General features: G+C 38.1%; 13 protein-coding genes and 1 pseudogene. 5 read left to right on the plus strand and 9 right to left on the minus strand.

Features of this window, described 5'->3' with window-relative positions:
- Positions 1-93 precede the first annotated feature (93 nt).
- The 3 genes from H6G68_RS13005 to H6G68_RS13015 form a co-directional block, all read right to left on the minus strand.
- Positions 94-1,335 carry a glycosyltransferase gene (locus tag H6G68_RS13005; protein WP_190907029.1) on the minus strand — a complete coding sequence of 414 codons (1,242 nt, stop codon included), beginning with the start codon at positions 1,333-1,335 and terminating at the stop codon, positions 94-96.
- Positions 1,336-1,616: 281 nt separating this feature from the next.
- Complete coding sequence (locus H6G68_RS13010; RefSeq protein WP_190907030.1) at positions 1,617-3,308, minus strand: glycosyltransferase family 39 protein; 1,692 nt, start codon at positions 3,306-3,308, stop codon at positions 1,617-1,619.
- A gap of 40 nt (positions 3,309-3,348) precedes the next feature.
- Positions 3,349-4,932, minus strand: coding sequence for an LA_3751/LA_3752 family putative glycosyltransferase (locus tag H6G68_RS13015; RefSeq protein ID WP_190907031.1), 1,584 nt, complete (start codon positions 4,930-4,932; stop codon positions 3,349-3,351).
- Between the two features lie 243 nt (positions 4,933-5,175).
- On the opposite strand from H6G68_RS13015, the gene cofH reads away from it, so the two are divergent.
- From cofH to H6G68_RS13030, 3 genes are all read left to right on the plus strand, one after another.
- On the plus strand, positions 5,176-6,318 hold the full coding sequence (gene cofH, locus H6G68_RS13020; protein WP_190907032.1) for a 7,8-didemethyl-8-hydroxy-5-deazariboflavin synthase subunit CofH: 1,143 nt from the start codon (positions 5,176-5,178) through the stop codon (positions 6,316-6,318).
- A 206-nt stretch (positions 6,319-6,524) separates the two neighbouring features.
- On the plus strand, positions 6,525-6,923 hold the full coding sequence (gene psb27 / locus H6G68_RS13025; protein WP_127054713.1) for a photosystem II protein Psb27: 399 nt from the start codon (positions 6,525-6,527) through the stop codon (positions 6,921-6,923).
- 597 nt (positions 6,924-7,520) lie between these two features.
- Entirely contained in the window at positions 7,521-9,029 is a 1,509-nt protein-coding gene (locus H6G68_RS13030) for a family 10 glycosylhydrolase (protein WP_190907033.1), read from the plus strand.
- On the opposite strand, the gene H6G68_RS13035 is transcribed toward H6G68_RS13030, so the two are convergent.
- From H6G68_RS13035 to H6G68_RS13050, 4 genes are all read right to left on the minus strand, one after another.
- On the minus strand, positions 9,030-9,992 hold the full coding sequence (locus H6G68_RS13035) for an alpha/beta hydrolase family protein (RefSeq protein WP_190907034.1): 963 nt from the start codon (positions 9,990-9,992) through the stop codon (positions 9,030-9,032).
- A gap of 138 nt (positions 9,993-10,130) precedes the next feature.
- The gene (locus H6G68_RS13040; RefSeq protein ID WP_190907035.1) at positions 10,131-11,261 is read right to left on the minus strand and encodes a sensor domain-containing diguanylate cyclase; all 1,131 of its coding nucleotides are present in this window, start codon (positions 11,259-11,261) and stop codon (positions 10,131-10,133) included.
- Positions 11,262-11,560: 299 nt separating this feature from the next.
- Positions 11,561-14,500: a DNA polymerase I gene (gene polA / locus H6G68_RS13045; protein WP_190907036.1), complete on the minus strand. Its 2,940-nt coding sequence runs from the start codon at positions 14,498-14,500 to the stop codon at positions 11,561-11,563.
- Positions 14,501-14,793: 293 nt separating this feature from the next.
- Entirely contained in the window at positions 14,794-15,606 is an 813-nt protein-coding gene (locus H6G68_RS13050; RefSeq protein WP_190907037.1) for an exosortase-dependent surface protein XDP2, read from the minus strand.
- Positions 15,607-16,028: 422 nt separating this feature from the next.
- Between H6G68_RS13050 and H6G68_RS13055 the strand changes: the two genes are divergently transcribed.
- Positions 16,029-16,901, plus strand: coding sequence for a Cof-type HAD-IIB family hydrolase (locus tag H6G68_RS13055; protein ID WP_190907038.1), 873 nt, complete (start codon positions 16,029-16,031; stop codon positions 16,899-16,901).
- Positions 16,902-17,053: 152 nt separating this feature from the next.
- Here the strand turns inward: H6G68_RS13055 and H6G68_RS13060 are convergent, their stop codons facing one another.
- Positions 17,054-17,842 carry a DALR anticodon-binding domain-containing protein gene (locus H6G68_RS13060; RefSeq protein WP_190907039.1) on the minus strand — a complete coding sequence of 263 codons (789 nt, stop codon included), beginning with the start codon at positions 17,840-17,842 and terminating at the stop codon, positions 17,054-17,056.
- Between the two features lie 334 nt (positions 17,843-18,176).
- Between H6G68_RS13060 and H6G68_RS13065 the strand changes: the two genes are divergently transcribed.
- Positions 18,177-18,935, plus strand: coding sequence for a Crp/Fnr family transcriptional regulator (locus H6G68_RS13065; protein WP_127054735.1), 759 nt, complete (start codon positions 18,177-18,179; stop codon positions 18,933-18,935).
- A gap of 72 nt (positions 18,936-19,007) precedes the next feature.
- Here the strand turns inward: H6G68_RS13065 and H6G68_RS13070 are convergent.
- Positions 19,008-19,577, minus strand: a pseudogene (locus H6G68_RS13070) (substrate-binding domain-containing protein); the annotation flags it as partial.
- Between the last annotated feature and the right edge of the window lie 99 nt (positions 19,578-19,676).

Consider the following 19,676-nt stretch of genomic DNA (forward strand, 5'->3'; position numbering starts at 1 on the left):
CCCATCACAATTATAGGGAAATTGGCTAACAGAAGTTCAGAAGTGCAGAATCAAGAACTGATACAGCAGAATTCAGGCTGATTGATTGAGGGCTTATTTTACTTCAGTTACCCGCCAGCTTAATTGCAGGTTCACCCAGAAATTCCAAATAGTTGCAACTGCGATCGCTATAAAGTTAGCAATGTAGCGATTAGGGATCAGGAAATTAAACACCATATTCAACACGAGTACATTTAATACTAACCCAGCCAAGCAAATCACATTAAACTTCAAAAACCGCTTTAATCTTAGCTTCCAACCTTTTTGCTGCATGGATACATCGGCAAATGTCCAAGCATCATTCCAGAGAAAATTATTGAAAATAGCAATTTCCCCAGCCAAGATTTTACTACGTGTAAGAGGCCAAGCTAAAGTTGTTGGGTCACTAAGTAAATAAAGTATTGCCATATCTACAAATACTCCACTTAGTCCCACCGCACCAAAACGGAGAAATCGACCAACAGGGAAATTCACTTTTCTGCGAATTTTTCCTATGCGTCCAGTAGATACCCGTAAGCGTACTAGGTGATGGATATACTCTACATATTGCTTCGACGTGACTTTACTTTCACCTTCTGTACGTTCACGGAATACATAACCAGCTTCAGCAATTTCCCTGACGTTTCCTCGTCCAATGACTTCCAGAAGAATTTTATAGCCGACGGGATTAAGAGTAGTATTAGCGATCGCACTCCGTCGTACCATAAAATAACCACTCATTGGGTCAGAAACTCTTCCCAGTACTCCTGGCAAGATAATCAATCCCAACACTTGCGCCCCACGAGATAAAAAGCGCCTAATCACACTCCAACTACTAACACCACCACCATCTACGTGACGACTAGCTAAGGCTAAATCTGCCCCATCTATCATTTTTTGCAAGAGTTGTGTCAGCACCTCTGGTGGATGCTGCAAATCTCCATCAATCACACCCAAAAAACTCCCTGTAGCCGCTTGCCACCCACGAATCACAGCAGAAGACAGCCCTCGTTCATCTTCACGTCGCATCACCCGCAACTGCGGATACTCTGGCATCAGAGATTGTGCAACTTCCCAAGTCAGGTCTGGGCTATCATCATCTACTACAATCAGTTCATAATTACCAGGTATAGCTTCATCTAGTAATCGGCTCAAGATACTGACTACATTTGGGATATTGTCACGCTCTTTATACGTGGGAATCACCAAAGATAGAAGTATGGGATTGTCTCCAACCACATCCGTAACTGGATATTCAGGAATCTTTAATGCCCCAGAGGGAACTGCTAACAGGGAGTTCGATGAGTTTGCATTCATAAAGTCAGTAAAGGTAAAATTGCGGAATCGCCTGTATAAAGGTTAACTATCAATTCAATACTGTTGCTAAACTTAGTATAATAGATACTAGAAATTTTACCTGAGATATACTAGCAAAAACGGTACTCTCATTATCTGATCATCAGTGATTATTCTGATGTTAAGTATTGGAAAAGTTTTACTGCATAATATGTTTGGATAGTTCATCTAAACTTTATATTTCTACAGTATTTAGTTAGGCAACATTTTTTCATATACTGAAACTACAATTTGGAGAAATTTTAAGTTTTAGGAGATAGTGTGTAAAGCTTGGCAGTAAAATCATCCAAAGGCATTGTTCCAGAAAGATTGCGAGTATTTTCTAACTTAAATTTGCTTGATAAAACTTGTTCAATTTTTTGTTTTTGTATTTCTACTTCTGCTTCTGTTTTTAATTTAGACCAGAGAGGATTGCCACTATCTAACCACACAACACGAGAATATTTGGCTGGTTCTTCTTTGAGAATTGTTTCTAAAGAAGTAGCTAGTCCTAATGGTGTTTGCGATAGCAGCATCACAGGGTAAGAAGAGGGAATATAATAAGCCACACGCATTACATGACCCCAAGCTTTGGAGTTCATAGCAATTAAAGTTGGCTGATTTAAGTCTTGGGCAATTAATTCAGAAACAGAGCGAAAAACAGAGCGTGTCCGCAGACTAAAATCACCAACACTAATAGTCAGATATACCAGCAATAAACCCGCTGCTACAGGAGTTTGCCATTGTTTGGCAACTGCTTTTTCTACCCACAAAGCTATTAATAATAAACAGCCAGGGAGAATAATGATCATTGTTCTTCCAAAGCCAAACCCCAATGTAAACTTTTTAGTAGCGATATCTACAGCTAAGGCTAGTAATAACGGGAGAATTCCTAATATCAAAGCTACAGTTAAGTTCTTTTCCTCACCTTGTCGCCACAAGTGAATACTACAGGCTAAAAATAACAAAATAACTACACAACCAGCTATAGTAATCACGATTGGATCTAAACTACTTGCCCAGTCTCCTATGAGTATGTCCGTTCCCAAAGTGTTAGTAAAATCTTGTAAATGTCTCAACAAAGGAGGTAATGTGGATTTAGCTTTACCAAAACGATCTAAATCAGCGTTGCGGAGTTGTTTAATAGTACCCCACAAAACCCAGGGCATAGTTAATAAAACTCCAGCACCTAATCGTAAGCCATGTTGCCACCAATTTCTTCTATCTAAATAAAGTACCAATACTCCTAAAACTATCAGCCAATAGGCATATAAATAAAAAGTCATCAAACCCGCAGCAATGGAGATAATTAAAAGTCCATTCCATAGCAATTGACTACGACGATTTTGGCTAATTGGTGAATTTTGTTGTTCAATTAAATACAGTAACGCCCATGTACTTAAAACTACCCATAATACCAGGGGCGCATACATCCGCATATTTAGGGAATGGAATAAATAAAATGGACTTATTCCCAGCATTGCTGCAAAAAATAGTCCTCCACGATGTCCTAAAACCAGCTTTCCTAAACCATAAGCCCCACCCATAGCGGCAATGCTAAACAATGTGTTTAAACTCCGCACAGATGCTTCCTTATTGCCAAAAAGACGCAGCCAAAAATGCTGACTCAAAAAGAATAATGGTGGATGAGGTTCTCCACCTAATAAACTCCTAATTAAACTCTCAATAGTTAGGAAAAAGTCCCGTAAACTTGCCTCAACGGGTAACCGCAATAAGGATGTATATTCTGCTAATACGACTGGTGCATCTCCAGGAGTTTTATAAATACCATTTTTACTGGTAGATAGCAATAATGATAAAACTTCATCGTACCAAAATTCTCTACTTCCTAGATTGATGATTCTTAGCACGACAGCTATGGTAATCACAATCAGTGCTATTTTTTCTATAGAAAAAAACTTGTTGATGTTAGAATTTGCTAAATTTGGTTTCATTTTCAAAATATACTTTCTTTGCTGAAATTTTCAGAATTTCCTAGTTTTTATTTTCAATAATGCTTGCTTCTTGGATTCTGTATTTTTTATTTTCTTTGATATTTTTTAGCTGAATCATTAAGTTTTTTGGGCTTGCCAATAAGGGCAATGTTTCAGGTATTCTGGAATTTGAAAAGCATTTGTCATAAGCAGGGCATATATAAATAAATTTTTGATAACCTTGTTCATGCAATGCTAAACCTAATTTACTCACATCATCAGGTTTTTTTGTGAGAAAAAATATTTTTTGGTTAAACATGGCTTCAAAACTTTGGCCAACATACTGGTTAGCTACAGCTACAACTTTATTACTATCTTGACGCAAAAAAGCAAGGACATCAAGATTGACTATTTTATCTTTTTGATAAGAATTGATAGTACCTGTAAATGTGTTGAGGTTAAGTCCAACTATAAATAGAGTTACAAAAATTCCACCGCTAATATATCTGAGTCCAAATTTTTTAATTTTTAGAGTTATGCTCAAACCAGATATGGCTATTATATTAAGTAATGGTATGAGGATTAATAAAAATCTTGGGCCCCATTGCTTACCTCCATCACTAGGAATAAGTATTGGTACTAGACAAATAAATAAAATTGATATGAATAATATTTTTCTAACTTGGGAGGTTAAAGTAATAGTGTTTTTAAATAAGGAAATAATAAAAATTGCTATAGCAAAATATATTACAGGGAAATAATAGAGCAACTCCTTTTTAAGTACATTTAAAAATTTAAAAGCTTTTAATAGTCTTGTCTGTAGAGAAAAATTTTCTACTACTTGAAAAGCATGAGCGCCCAATGGATGATTATAAATAATTTTATTTAAAGCAAAGAAACATAATATCGTTATTATCAAACTAACAATAAATGTTATTTGTCGATTTTTAATAAGAGTGATGAAATCGAGTTTAATTTTATATGAGGCAATTACTAGCATCATCAAAATAGCTACTAATGCTAAAAATTCTGGTCTAAACCAAACTGATAAACCAATTAATATGCCACTATTTATGGCATCTTTGTTTGAAAAATCTTGTTCTCCTTTACTTAAGAGAATTACTAAGCCATTAAAGGCTAAACATACTGCTAGTGTATGTTCCCAATACATAGCACTATACATAGTCAGTGGGGAAGCGAATATCAGAGTGATCAATCCGATGGTTATAATCAGGTTATCTAGTTTAATACATTGACATAATTTATAAAAACTCAACCAAATTATCCATGTAGAAATTAAAGGAATTATATAAAAACCTCTAAAACCGAACATGGCATAAAACGGGGCAGTTACTAGTGGAAATGTAAACGGAAATGTAATATAGTAAAGATTGGATATCTTATAACTAAATGGGGCTTCAAAGGGATAAAGTCCGCTATCCCATAGATTATGTACCCATTGTGGTGCTACTAAATCTAAATCAAAACGGAGTTTGCCCGAACTAAGTTGTTTAGCTAACAATGCTTTCAGTCCACCATCACCACTAAAGTAAATTTCATCAGGAATTTGTGATAGCAGGTATAGGGAAAAAATTACACCAGATAAGATGATCAATAATGGTGTGTTTGCTTTCAATTTATTCATAAATTCATAAAAAATGATTATTGTCGATATCTATTCAATTGGATACATAAAATTCAAGCGAATCTAAAAGCAGATAAATTGGCGATTATCTGTCAAGATAGGAAATGCATTATGATAAAACGTAAATAGTATTTATTTCACAAGGCAGACTGAAATGCAATGGCTTGTCAATAATATAACATCACAAGTTGCAACTTTTAATTTATTGCGAAAATTAAATAAGTAGTTTACGTTTGATGAACTGTGGCTAATATAACTTTTGATGCTATTCTTGACCGTGCTTTATTAGGGTATGATATATCACCTATTGAAGGTGCTGTGTTGTTAAAACAGACTGAGCCAGAGACTGTAAGTGCTATTCAGGCTACCGCTGACAAACTCCGTCAAACCCAAGTAGGTGACACAGTTACCTACGTAATTAACCGGAATATTAACTTTACCAACATCTGTGAGCAGCATTGTAGTTTTTGTGCATTCCGTCGGGATGAGGGTGATACTGATGCTTTTTGGTTAAATTGGGCGCAGATTTTGGAAAAATCTACAGATGCGGTGCGTCGAGGAGCAACAGAAATTTGTATGCAAGGGGGATTGCACCCACAAGCGCAAATCAACGGTAAATCTTTGCCTTATTACCTCAAGTTGGTAGAAACTATTAAGCAAGAGTTTCCTCAACTGCATTTACACGCATTTTCTCCCCAAGAAGTCCAGTTTATCGCCAGATTAGATGGAATTTCCTATGCAGAGGTAATTACAGCTTTGCGGGATGCTGGTGTAGGTTCTATGCCAGGAACAGCTGCTGAGGTGTTAGATGATGAGGTGCGAAGGGTACTATGTCCAGAAAAAATTGATACGGCTACTTGGTTAGAAATAGTCAGTACGGCGCATAAATTAGGTGTAAATACGACTAGTACCATGTTATCTGGGCATATTGAAACCCCAGAACAGCAAATTGGACATTTAGATAAATTGCGATCGCTCCAACAAAATGCTATTGAGCAAGAATACCCAGCTAAAATTACGGAATTCATTGTCTTACCATTCGTGGGACAAGAAGCGCCTAAATCCTTACGTCGTCGTGTGGGAAGAGATCAACCAGTTTTAGCTGATGCACTGTTATTAACTGCTGTAGCGCGAATTTATTTAGGAAATTGCATACCTAACCATCAACCTAGTTGGGTCAAATTGGGTTTAGCTGGTGCGACAGAAGCTTTAAATTGGGGTTGTAACGATATCGGTGGCACATTGATGGAAGAACACATTACCACAATGGCAGGGGCTGTAGGTGGTACTTGTATGGAAGTAGAAACCTTGCAAAGTGCGATCTCATCCCTAGAAAGACCTTACCAACAACGGGACACCTTGTATCGCAAAATAGGTGACAGGTGATGGGGAGACGCGGTGACGCGGTGACGCGGTGAGGGGGAAGAAGAGGACGCGGAGAGATTGTCCCCGTGTCCCTCTTTCCCCCTATCCCCGTGTCTTCTTTTCCCATATCTCCGTGTCCCCGCGTCCCCGTGTCCCTGTGTCTTCTTCAATGATCCCAATCCAAGATAGGATGGACGTTGATTTACATATTCTTTTACTTAATGCATATGAAGCGTTATTGGTCGCGTCTGCTTGCACTGGTTTTGGTTGTCACCATTGGTTTAATGGGCTGTTCTGGTAGTCCAGATAGTTTAACTGGGGATTATCGTCAAGATACCTTGGCTGTAGTCAACACCTTGAGACAAGCCATAGATTTATCACCAGATTCCCCAAATAAAGCAGAACTCCAAGCGGAAGCACGTCAAAAAATTAATGACTTTTCTGCTCGTTATCAGCGGGCTAATTCTGTCTCCACTCTTAGCTCTTTTACAACCATGCGAACAGCCCTCAACGCTTTAGCTGGCCATTACAGTTCTTACCCTAATCGTCCCATCCCTCAAAAGCTCAAAAGTCGCCTAGTCAAGGAGTTTGATCTTGTAGAAACAGCACTTAAGCGTGGTAGCTAACCATCAGTTATTTTATTGTCAAGAGCCAAAAATTCAAAGTTCCAAGTTTTGACTTTGCATTTTTGACTCTTGCTTACTTGATTCCTAATGTAGATAAATCTATCTGGGGTTTAAATTTTGACTTTTGAATCAAACTTTCCTAATTTATAGTGCAAGATTTATATTGCAAGAAATAAAAAGCTAGAACAGAAGAAAGGTTGTTGAATCTTTTTTAAAATGGATATTTATTTTCGCCAAATCTGACTAACTGAGGTATTGACAATATTTAGTAGCTTTTAAGTTGTCATCAATGGGGGTGATATGAAATAATATTTAGTATTAGTCAGAGGAAGTAGCAGCTAAGTTCAATGAACAAGCCAAATGATGATGTAAAAAAAGAACCAAATCCAATTGAGCAGAATCTTAGTGACATCAATAAGAGTCTTCAAGATATCAATGATAATCTTAAAGGTATCAAGAGTTCTGTTAAGACTTTCTCTGACACATTTAACACTTTTTCTAATAGTTTCTTTTGCTTGTCAATTGTAATCGTCTTCTCATTAATTGTATATTTCATTAATGGGGGTCGATAACTGTTTTGTCAATCTACTGGTAAATATGTCTAACTGTTTCTTGAACTTTACAAGACCAATATTATTTTGGCGCAGTTTGTTCGCTGTCCTTTTTAGTAGTAGTTTGTTACTTCCTAACTTGGGGAACCAAACAGCAAGAGCGCAAGTAGTGCTACAGTCTTGTCAGCTATCACCAAAAGCAATCCAAGAAAAAGAAAAGCTACGTTTATCAGCACTCAAAGGTAATCGAGATAGCCAAAACAGCTACCAAAAGCTGCTAAAACAACACGCACAAGAATTACAGAATTGTCGGAGTCGTAATTGGCCTCAAACCCAAGCCATCTGGTTGCGTTTATATCCCTGTGATACACAGCCGGGAGCAATTGATCAGATTATGGATCGGATTGTTAGCCGTGGCTATAACCAAGTTTATTTAGAAGCATTTTATGACGGACAGGTACTATTACCAGCAGCCGCTAATCCCACAGTTTGGCCTGCTGTAGTTCGCACCCGTGGCACAGAAAAGGTGGATTTATTAGCCGCAGGGATTAAAAAAGGGCAAGAACGGGGTTTGAAGGTTTATGCTTGGATGTTTACGGTCAACTTTGGCTATACTTACGGACAGATTCCCAGTAGAAAAGAAGCGATCGCTCGTAATGGTAAAGGACAAACCAGTTTAGCTGTTGTAGATAACGCCTCTCAAGTATTTATCGACCCCTATAACACCCAAGCAAAAACCGATTACTACCGCATGGTACAAGAAGTTGTGCGTCGTCGGCCAGATGGCTTGTTATTTGACTATGTACGCTATCCTCGACAAGCAGGAAGTGACTCTATTGCTACTAAAGTTTCCGATTTGTGGTTATTCACGCCCGCAACCCAAGAAGCCTTTTTCCGTAGAGCTTTAAACTCCAAAGGGTTAGAATTAATGCGGCGCTTTTTAAGTAAGGGATATGTCACCACAGGAGACATAAATCAAGTTGATAAACTTTATCCCCAAGAAAGTGAACCTCTTTGGCAAGGACGCAATCCCCCAACAGCTGACAAGTCGCTCTCATCACCAACCAACAGACAACAACTTTTACAAACAGAGCTATGGCAGTTGGCTGTAGCCCATGCAATGCAAGGTATCCTGGATTTTGTCGCCTTAGCTAGTTCCCTAGGGCAGCAGCAACGCATTCCCTCCGGGGCAGTGTTTTTTCCAGATGGTAATCAAGCTGTAGGAAAAGGTTATGATTCCCGTTTGCAACCTTGGGATCGTTTTTCTCCTTCTTTAGAATGGCATCCTATGGCTTATGCAAATTGTGGTAATGCTAATGCTAGTTGTATTGCAGAACAAGTACAGCGAGTTTTGAGTGTGGCACAACCAGGTACGCAGATAATTCCAGCTTTAGCTGGTAAATGGGGAGAATCTATTAGTAATCGTCCATCCTTGGAAGCACAGATGGCAGCTTTACGCCAATTCGCCCCTCAAATTAAAGGAGTCAGCCATTTTGCATATTCTTGGCAATATCCTGAACAGGATAGCGATCGCAAATTTTGCCGTCTTCCATAACTACCAATCACCTAACTGCGTACCCAGAAAGTAACGGACATGATCAACAAATGTCAGACCCCATTTTCTGTTTCCATGTCCTAATCCTGGAACTACATAACAATCACCATCAGGGAAACATCTAGCGCAAGCTTGAGCATTTTTTACATTAACAATCGGGTCATTTGCACCTACCAAAAATCTCACCCGACGCGGTAATTTCACTTGCTCAACATAAGTCATGGGGTTGCAGATTTGAGCATATTTATCAGGGTATTTTAAATCTTTCGCTAATTTGAGCATCTGCACCACAGGTTTTAATTGTGGTTGCACTCGTGCCAAAATATTTTCTGCTAATGTTCCCAAAGGAGAAGCAGCTAAATCTGGCAAAATCGAATAACCCCAACTACTAGCAAAAGCTTGAAGGTTAGCGTGACCAATTGTACCTAATAATCTTTCCCCAATCCCATGAGCATTAAAAGCATAGGCACTAAATAAAACCCCCATACTCACCCCAAACAACCCCAAACGGCTACTAAGACCGTATTTTTCCTGACAAAATTGATGGATGCTGGTAATATCTACCGCAGTTTGCTGAAATATTTTTGATAATAGTTCCGTATCAAATGGAATACCCCGATCAACTAAAGGCTTAATTTCATTTTCTACTATTGCTGTAAATGTTCTGACCAAACTGCGTTCACCTGCAAAGGGCGTATCAAATAAAGCGACAGCAATACCCATCTGTGTCAACGTAGGGACGATAAAATTATTCCAGCGATATGGCGCACACATCCCTTGTAAACCAATTACTAACGGTGTATCTTTTACAGGTCGATGACTGGGAAGAAACACCGCCACGGGAAAACCACTTAGTCTTTCATCAATATCCGCTATCCCAGTGTAAGCATATGGTTCATGAAACCAATAGCGATGACCATTTACACCCTCAAAATTAATCGCATCAGCACCGTAGATAGGCATAAATAGAGAAGTTAAGGAAATATCACCTATTATTCCAGAAGGAAAAATGAAGTACAAACTTTTCTATCTACGATCTATAGATGTTGATTAGTAAATAACCAGCATATTTGCTGCCTATTCCAGGTAAAAATATCCCAATTAAATTAAGCTAATTCTTTCCTTTTTCTTAGCACGTTTTTGTTGATACATCAGTTCGTCTGCCAATGTAATTAGATGATCTAGAGAAACTGGTTGGCTAGGGTCATAATTCACCACTCCTGTACTCATTGATACAACAAACAGCTTATTACCAGACTGATTATACTCATCAATAGAAGATTTTAGTCGCCCTATAATTACCTCTACACTGGGGTCGTTACCTTGCAGTAAAACCACAAATTCATCACCACCTAATCTCCCCAAAGTATCAGATTGACGAAAAGTTTGGTTGATTAAGTTAGCAGATGCCACTATAGCAGCATCACCCATTTCATGTCCTAATTGATCATTAATTTGTTTGAGTCCATCTAAATCAATGAACATTAGGCAGGTAGGAATTTGAGTGCGTTGGGCTAATTTTAGTTGTTGTTCCGCTACTACAAAAAATCCCCGTCGATTGTATAACCCTGTCAACTCATCAGTTAGAGAAAGACGACGCACTTGTGCTTCAGCTGCTTTCCGTTCTTCAATTTCTTGTTCTAAAGCAATAGTACGGTCTTTTACTCGCTGTTCTAATTCTGAATAAACTTCTACATTCTCAATTGCTACGGATGTTACATCTGCCAAAGCTTGTAACACCTTGACTTCTTGTAAGGTAGGTTGATGGAGAGTTGCCCAGTAAGTCCCGATAGCTCCGATTGGTTCTTGAGTGCGGATAGGAACCATAACCATACTTTTTACAAATGTTGGTTGATATGCGACATAAGGAACACGCTCATCAACACTTACATCTTCAATAATCGCAGGTTGACGGTTAAACATTGCCCAGCCGCCAATACAAATATTCATAGGAAATCGCTGACCTTTCCAGAGTGGAGCAATAGCATCCTCGTCAGCATAGTAACAACAACCGTTGTCTCGAAGTACGAAAGTGGCTCCATCTGATGCCATTAATTCTCGTGCAGCTACCCGCACAATTTCCATAATCCTTTCTAAACTACGAGCCAGAGAAAGGTCTTGAACTACTAATAATAAACGTTCCATTGCTTGTAAGTATTGCTGAGTTGCATTACCGTCTGCTTCAAACAATGTTGGACAAGACAATGGTGTGGAAAGATTGGTTGTTGTCATATACACCCCAATAATTTTTAAACAACAAAGCTAGGGGTGATGTAGTAGCCAACTTGTCTGCAAATAAACTGTTTTTGTGGAAATTATTCAAAAATGACACATTAACAAACAGCTTTTTTGATTGCTACTTAAACACCTATATATATCATGCCAGTTCCATGTAAATTATTTAACGGTCATTCAAAATATATAATTTTTTGTTTTATTTGCACTCCCGTAAAATAACAATTAAGCGACACGTAATTAAAACCGCTAATACTTATAGGAATATTGCTAAATTAGCTCCTTACTTTTCTGTATTACTTGGTTTCCATCCAATTCTCACCCGCACGCACATCTACTAATAATGGCACACTTAAACTCACAGCATTTTCCATCACCGACTTAATTTGTAGTTGCAATTCTTCCCACTCTTGAGGAGGAACTTCAAAAACCAATTCATCATGCACTTGTAACAACAACCGTGCTTGATAATCCTTTAAAACTTCATGTAATTGCACCATAGCAATTTTGATAATATCAGCACTAGAACCTTGAATTGGTGCATTCGCAGCCGAGCGTAATAACCCCGCATCATACGCACCTAAGTTTTTCAATTTACTCAAATCAATATCTTCTATATTCCTATTTTTTAAATCTCGTAAACTATTACTAGTAAAATCAAAATAACGCCTTCTTCCTAAAATAGTTTCGACATAACCTTGAGAAATAGCTTGTTTTTTAACTCCTTCCAAATATTTAAATACTTGAGGATATCTTTCATTAAATCGCTTAATAAATTCATTTGCATTAGCTTTATCTACACCAGTTGAGCGGGCAAATTTGAGAGAACCCATCCCATAAATTACACCAAAATTAATTGTCTTCGCAAAACGGCGTTCTTCTGAAGTTACTTCTTCTTTTTCAAAGACTAATTTTGCTGTGACAGTATGAATATCTTCATTTTGCTGATATGCTTGTAGTAAGATCGGTTCTTGGCTCAAATGAGCTAAAATTCTTAATTCAATTTGTGAATAATCAGCAGCTACCATTAACCAACCTGATTCAGGTAAAAACGCTTTGCGAATTTGTCTGCTAAAAGCGGTACGAATCGGGATATTTTGCAAATTGGGATTAGAAGAAGATAACCTACCAGTTGAAGTTGCAGCTTGGTTAAAATCTGTATGTAAGCGTTGACTTTTTGGATGTACTAATACTGGTAAAGCATCCACATAGGTAGATTTTAATTTTGATAAAGTCCGATATTCCTGAATCGCATCAACAAAACCACTTTCATCAACTTCTTGGAGTTTTTCCAAAGTCGCTGCGTCTGTAGAATAACCAGTTTGAATCTTCCGAGAATATTTAGTACTTAATCCCAACTTCTCAAATAAAATGTGGCTCATTTGTTTGGGAGAACCTAAATTAAATTTTTCCCCAGCAATTTCAGTTGCTGTTATTTCTAATTTTGCTAATTCTGTTTCTAATTGCTGGGAAAGTTCTTGGAGATAATCTGAATTAATTCTTACTCCTGTATATTCCATTTCCGCTAAAACTGCTTCTAGGGGTTGTTCAACCTCTTTTAAAAGTTTAGATAAAGCTGGAGTTTTTTCTAGTTCTTCTCGCAATTTTGGGACTAACCCAAATGTAGAATAAACATCCATTCCGCAATAATCAGCGACAGCAGGAATATCTATATCAGCAATGGTTTTACCTTTCGGAACTAAATCAAGATAACTTGTTGCTATTAATCCTAAATATCGCTGTGATAAATCACTTAAATTATGGCTACTATCAGGATTTATCAAGTAACTTGCCAGCATGGTATCAAACACCACTCCTGCCAAATTAATTCCCTGACACTTGAAAATTAAGCGATCAAATTTAGCGTTTTGTAATGATTTAGGATAATCAGCACTTTCTAAAATTGGACGTAATGCTTCTAATACCAAATCTTGACTTAAACTATATCCATATTTATGATTCAAAGGGATATAAGCTACTTCATCAGGTTCTTTTCCCCAACAGCAACCAATTCCTACTAAATCCGCGTCTCTTGGTTCTAATGCGGTGGTTTCTGTATCCCAAGCAACAGGTATTTCTGGATTAGTGAATGTTTTTAATAGGTTCACCAACTCAATTAATTTAGCTTCGGTATTAATGATGTGTGGTTGAATTGGGGAAGCGGTTTGTTTTTTTGCTTCTGTTGTATCAGCAGCACTAAAAAACCACAAATCATGATCTTCATCAATATTTTTTATTTCCGGTTTATCTGCTTTGGGAGTTGATTCAACTTGTCCACCAAATTTAAGTTGGAGTTCGTTGATTTTATCTAAAAAATTATTAAATTCTAATTTCTCTAAAATTGGTGTGAGAACGCTGCTATTAAATCCTGTTAATTTACAATCTTCTAAATCAACTTCTATAGGAACATCAACAATTATTTGCGCTAAGTAACGAGAATGAAAAGCATTTTCTTTCCCATTAATCAATTTTTCCTTAATCGTACCTTGGAGTTCGGTTAATGAATCATAAACATTATCAAGAGAATTATAAGTATTGAGCAGTTTTACGGCTGTCTTTTCGCCAATTCCTTTTACCCCAGGAATATTATCTGATTTATCACCACAAAGAGCTTTGAAATCAACAATTTGCGTAGGTAATATGCCTAATTTTTCTTGAACTTGTTCTGCTCTAAATTCAGTAATACTATTTGTAGAACGTTTTAATGCTTCTGGACTAAAATTTAAAACAGTAATTCCCTTATCCGCATCTATTAGTTGAAATAAATCTTTATCTCCTGATAAAATTTTCACCCGATACCCAACAGCAGCAGCTTTTTGTGCCAGAGTTCCCAAAATATCATCCGCTTCATAACCTGGAGCAGTTAAAACTGGTAAATTAAAACCATTTAGCAACTCCTGTAGGTTTGCTAAGTCGGGAATGAAATCTTCTGGTGTTTCTGCACGTCCTGCTTTATAAGTATTATCCGCTTCATGGCGAAAAGTTGGCAACTTTAAATCAAATGCTACGGCAATAGCTTGAGGCTGTTGTGTTGTTATTACTTCCAACAGGCATTTAAGAAAGCCAAAACATACACTAGTGGGAATACCTGCTTTTGTACGTAGTCCTCCGTTTTTACCTTTAGCAAAAGCAAAGTAGGAACGAAAAGCTAGGGAATGTCCATCTACAAGGATGATGGTGGGACTAGTTGTAGTTGGTGAATCTGAAATCAACTGGTTAACCGAATGTTTGGACATATCCTATTTTAAGAGTTGATTGAATATCCGACCACTCTTAAATAATTAGGTAAGAAGCTGATGGTTGATTACTTCCGCTTTTTGGTTGTATAATAGACATCTCCGGAAAAGGATGTAGAGACGTTCCGTGGAACGTCTCTACAAAGGTTCTAGGAAACGCACATTTAATTTTCACCAGATGTCTAATTTTTATAGCAATAGTAGGCTATGACAAGATATTTTGAATCATGCTACTGCTAACTGTCTACAAATTGATAATTCACAAACATTCCTAAGGCTACTTTAGAACAATATTACTTAGCAGACTTCCAAAAATAACTTTGCTTCGACTGACGACGGAGAAAAGATAGTGCAGCTACTGCACCTAAACCAATCATTGCACCAGGTTCAGGAGTAGTTTTTCTAGCAATGACTTTGAAATCAGGACCATTGAAACTGGAATTAGCTGTTAATTTCAAACCTTTTAACTCTGTGACTCCTAACTGCGCTAAGGTGACTCCCCAAGAACCTACTGCTTGAGAACCATCAATTTCTTTGGTGTCAATACTGAAGCCAGCAGAGTTTTGTTGACTAGCAAATAATTGTAAAGAATTACCGATTAAATTACCAGCAGCATCTATAGCTTGAATTTCCAACCTACTATTCATACCCCGTTCCCAGAAGTACAAGCTATCTAATCCTGAGTTATCTTCTTTGATTAAGCTATCGAAGAATACATTAATGTTAAATGTACCATTATCTTCAGTGTCAATGATGTTATTTAAGTTTTTGTTACCTAAGAATGCAGCCATTTCAGCCCCTGTTGGGTCTTCATTAGTTGCAGAAGGACCAGAAGCATTATCACCTTTATCCGTACTACCTGCACCACTGTTCTGGATTCCAATAGATTTAGGTGTGTTGTAAATTATATCAGCACTTTGAACTAAGGAAAAATTGCTGATTGTCTTACCATTCTGTGTAACTGACTGTAGCCAGATATCAGCTTTAGGGTCAGGATTATTGGGGGTAAAATTTGTGGTAAAACTTGCCGCTTGAGCAGAAGCAGCCATTGCTGCGACTGAAGTAACTACTAAACCAGCTGATATAAGTATGTTTTGAGCTTTCATGGTATTTACTTTTTCTATGTAAAAATTGTTGGGATTGAGTTGACAACACAGTTCGCTGCGCTGTTATCGCTTTCTTGTTTATATAACTATCTCAATAACCGTGTCTATACTTGTATACTAGGCTTTACTGATTCTTTAAATTTGTCTAGTGTTAAAAACTGAAACCTAACAAGCTTTTAATGCCTCAACAGCCTAAGCCTCATCTGTATTTATACTTGAAAAACACATTGGATAAATATATTTTTTCAGTATAGATACGAGAAAAATCATTAAAAAAAGTCTTAACTATATTTTTTTAAATAAACAAATACTATAGTATTCATATACTTCACTAAGTTAAAATTATACAATTCTTCCCATTACTCCCCAATTCCCAGATGAGCCTGTTAATCTCTTATTGGAACTTCAATGCTGGGGAATTTATGCACAAAGCATCTACCACCGATTTACTATCAACTAGCAATCTAGCTGAAGTAGGAAAACAAATTAAATTACTAGTATTAGATATAGATGGTACAATTGCTGGACATTCTAATCACTTGAGTAAAACTGTAAAGCAAGCGATCGCAGCGGTGCAAGCAAAAGGCATTCAGGTAGCCATAGCTACGGGGAGAATGTACTGTTCAGCTTTGCGGTTTCATCAAGAAATTCAATCTACCCTACCATTAGCAGCTTATCAAGGTGCTTGGATTCAAGAACCAAGTAACCAAAAAATTCATCGTCATTTACCTGTTTCTAGGGAAATTACCCAGCAATTACTAGATTACTTTGAACAGCCGCCATTGCGTTCTTTACTTTCTGTCCATTTCTACGTTAATGACAAACTTTATGTGCGGGAAATTACTAGAGAAACAGAAAGTTATGCGGTACGCTGCGGTGTCACCCCCATACCCGTGGGTGATTTGCGTCAAGTTTTAACTGATGAACCGACCAAGGTTTTAGCGTTGTGTGACGATGTAAATATTATCAACGAACTTTTGGGGAATTTACGCCTTCAATACACACCCACAGAGCTATATTTAACCACATCTGTTGCCACTTTTTTGGAAGCAGCCAACCCCTTTGTTAATAAAGGAACTGCTGTGCGCTACCTTGCAGAAGAACTGCTGGGATTAGAAAGAGATAATGTGATGACTATTGGCGATAATTTCAATGATGTGGAAATGCTTGAATATGCTGGAATTGGTGTCGCTATGGGTGACGCACCACCACCAGTCCAAGCGATCGCTAATTGGGTAGCTCCTAATGTAGAAGCAGATGGAGCAGCTGTAGCAATGGAAAAGTTTCTACTTTAAACATCAAAAAAGACACCGACGACTGGCCGTGTTTCGTCTCGGTGTCTTCTTTGGTTCGCTCCTCACACACCTGCTACTATAACCGAGGAGATTTATTGAGTCAATATCCCTAATCAAAATTTTTATTTGGCTTTGAGTAGAATTAATCAAATTTATAACTCTGGAGGTGCAAAAGCCCCCAATTTTGTCTCTAACACAGACCTTAACACCAACTGAGTAGCTATCAACAATCCCAGTCTAGCTTGGGCTAATTCCCAGGAATTAATGTTCACTTCACCCCAAATCCGGCAATTACACCAGAAATTATCAAAAGCTTGGCTCAACTTTAACCCTGCTTTTCCCCAGTTAACAGAACTACCAGCATCAGGATATACCAAATCATCTACCAATTTTAACAATTGTTGAATCAGACGAACTTCATCTGGTTGATTGAGACGCAATTTTTGATCATCATCAAGCCACGGTATGGATTGCGCGGACTGGAAATCCCGAAAATTCAAGCTATTATCGACAAGTTCAATCAATCTCTCTCGGTGAGCTAATCGTAATAACGAACAGCACCGTGCATGGCTATATTGAATAGTAAATACTAATAAATTAGTATTGATGATTGAGCAATTATTTTCTATACTTTTTAATTCAGTATTTTCAACTGTAATACTGTGCAACCAATCTGCTAAGGTAAGATGAGTAAGTTCTACATAAATCCAAGCAGGGGGAACTATTTTAACTTTGAAAATTTCGCCACAGTGAGCTGATAAATAAGCAGCCATTTCGCTGGCAATTTCCATAGCTTGTGAATTATGAGGCCTTGATAGCCGTAAAGCTAAACTGGAAATATACAAAATCTTTTCATCATCTCTACCTTGATATAGAGGGATTTTTCCATCTTCTATGCATAGAATTTCCCTATGATTAGTATAATCACTTAGAAAATTCATGAAATGGATATGGACTAAATGTTTAATTGATGTATACTTCTTAAAAAGTAGCCGTTGATGCACGTAGATCTTTGGGAAACTTTTGTGGATACGACCATTTTATCCTGTTCCATCCACCTTTAGATAGAAGTTAACTCTAGGTAAAGAAAAATGAGAGTAGGATAAAATTTCATGAATATTCGATGAATAATGAGTAAACTTTACTACCTTCATTGTACAGTAAGAAGTATAACAGAAGAGTAGATAGCAAATATGCTTTCTACACTTTAGATGGCTGACGCTGTTAGGCGTTGAGCCTACCCTGTTAACACAAAGACACTCCTTGCACCTTTTTATTACGTCTTTGTCTTCAGCCGAACGCTCTTTGTTACCTATGCAATCTCAATCTTCATTTTCCGAGGCATCACGGCCTTTCTTAACTTGGCAACGCATTCTTGATTGGGCCCAAGAACACTACCGCTGCCGCACCTTCAGCAAAGATGAGCGTATTCCAGCTAGACCTGGATTGCTCTATTTAGTGCAAAGAGGGGCAATCCGCATGGTAGGAACAGCCCAAGTCAGTGCGACTGCCAGTCAACTAACATCTCGACGTATCAACAGAACCCCAGAAGAAGCCTTTTTGGGTTTTGTGGGAGCAGGGCAACCATTTGAAATCGTTGCTCAATCGCCCTTTACACTCCAGTCTTATGCCCACGTTGACCAAACTGCGGTGTTATGGATGTATTGGCATGATTTAGATAACTGGCCTCACTTCCGCCGTGAAGTCATGGATGCGTTTAGATATCAACACCAGCGCAAACTCTTGTGGTTAAGTGCCTTGGGACAACGGCGCACAATTGACCGGCTCTTAGGATTTCTCACCTTGTTAATTGAGGAATACGGAGAGCCAGCAATGAGCGAAACTGATCCCGACGTAATTCGTGGTTATTGCCTACCCTTCCCCCTCACCCATGCCCAAATTGGGAGCGCGATTGGTTCAACTCGTGTCACAGTCACCCGCTTGATGGGTAAATTGCGTCAACGCGGCCTAATCCTTACCCAAGGGGATAATTTGATTTGCTTGCCAGCAGAGTCGATCAATAGAGCCAACTAAAGCACAGTTAGAAGCCACATTCTGAGCATATAAGTTGGTATCTGCTATTTTCAAAGCCATAACTAGCAGGAGTCAGCGGATTTTAACAAACCCAGCCTGGGTAATTAGTTCCTGTCCCTGCTCTGTTAAAAGTAAATTGGCATAAGCAAAGCCTGCTTGCTCCTCGTTCTGACCGTTCTGTTTAACCACCACAAACAGATTTCGGGTAATCGGGTATTCTCCTGATTGAAAGGCCTTGATGTTCAATTTGTTCCGCTTATTAGGACATTCATTAGGGAACATAAATGGTTCTTGGTAAGGAGCAATGTATCGCCCTGGCGTTCGCCCCAAAGGCAAGGGTTTAATGGAACATTGAGGAACAACCTCTGGGGCAGAAGCGTAATAGATGCCACCAGGACTATCAGCCAGCTTTTTTAAGGCTTGGGTGGTCGTAGAGACAAACTCGACTTGGGGACTGAAAGCTTGACCACCCAAAATGTCTTGGAAAAAAAGTTCAACTGTACCGCCATCACTAATACGGCGTGAAAATGGCTTGATAGTCAGATTGGGACCACCGACTTGATTCCAATTATTGATCTTGCCTGTGTAGATAGATCTCAATTGATCTATTGTCAATCCTGGGATATTCAGCTTGGGGTTAATTAACAGTAGCTAAAAAACTAACAATTACTACCAATTACTCACTTATGCTTCCATGCTAAGTCATCTGCTATGAGTGACTATCTTGGGATTTGGCTGTAA

This window comes from Anabaena catenula FACHB-362 (assembly GCF_014698735.1).
Classification (GTDB): domain Bacteria; phylum Cyanobacteriota; class Cyanobacteriia; order Cyanobacteriales; family Nostocaceae; genus Anabaena; species Anabaena variabilis_A.

What these genes read in the sequence shown, in the direction of transcription:
- H6G68_RS13005 (WP_190907029.1), bottom strand. Translation starts at nt 1,335, where the DNA reads ATGAATGCAAACTCATCGAACTCCCTGTTAGCAGTTCCCTCTGGGGCA.
- H6G68_RS13010 (WP_190907030.1), bottom strand. Translation starts at nt 3,308, where the DNA reads ATGAAACCAAATTTAGCAAATTCTAACATCAACAAGTTTTTTTCTATA.
- H6G68_RS13015 (WP_190907031.1), bottom strand. Translation starts at nt 4,932, where the DNA reads ATGAATAAATTGAAAGCAAACACACCATTATTGATCATCTTATCTGGT.
- psb27 (WP_127054713.1), top strand. Translation starts at nt 6,525, where the DNA reads ATGAAGCGTTATTGGTCGCGTCTGCTTGCACTGGTTTTGGTTGTCACC.
- H6G68_RS13030 (WP_190907033.1), top strand. Translation starts at nt 7,521, where the DNA reads ATGTCTAACTGTTTCTTGAACTTTACAAGACCAATATTATTTTGGCGC.
- H6G68_RS13035 (WP_190907034.1), bottom strand. Translation starts at nt 9,992, where the DNA reads ATGCCTATCTACGGTGCTGATGCGATTAATTTTGAGGGTGTAAATGGT.
- H6G68_RS13040 (WP_190907035.1), bottom strand. Translation starts at nt 11,261, where the DNA reads ATGACAACAACCAATCTTTCCACACCATTGTCTTGTCCAACATTGTTT.
- polA (WP_190907036.1), bottom strand. Translation starts at nt 14,500, where the DNA reads ATGTCCAAACATTCGGTTAACCAGTTGATTTCAGATTCACCAACTACA.
- H6G68_RS13050 (WP_190907037.1), bottom strand. Translation starts at nt 15,606, where the DNA reads ATGAAAGCTCAAAACATACTTATATCAGCTGGTTTAGTAGTTACTTCA.
- H6G68_RS13055 (WP_190907038.1), top strand. Translation starts at nt 16,029, where the DNA reads ATGCACAAAGCATCTACCACCGATTTACTATCAACTAGCAATCTAGCT.
- H6G68_RS13060 (WP_190907039.1), bottom strand. Translation starts at nt 17,842, where the DNA reads ATGAATTTTCTAAGTGATTATACTAATCATAGGGAAATTCTATGCATA.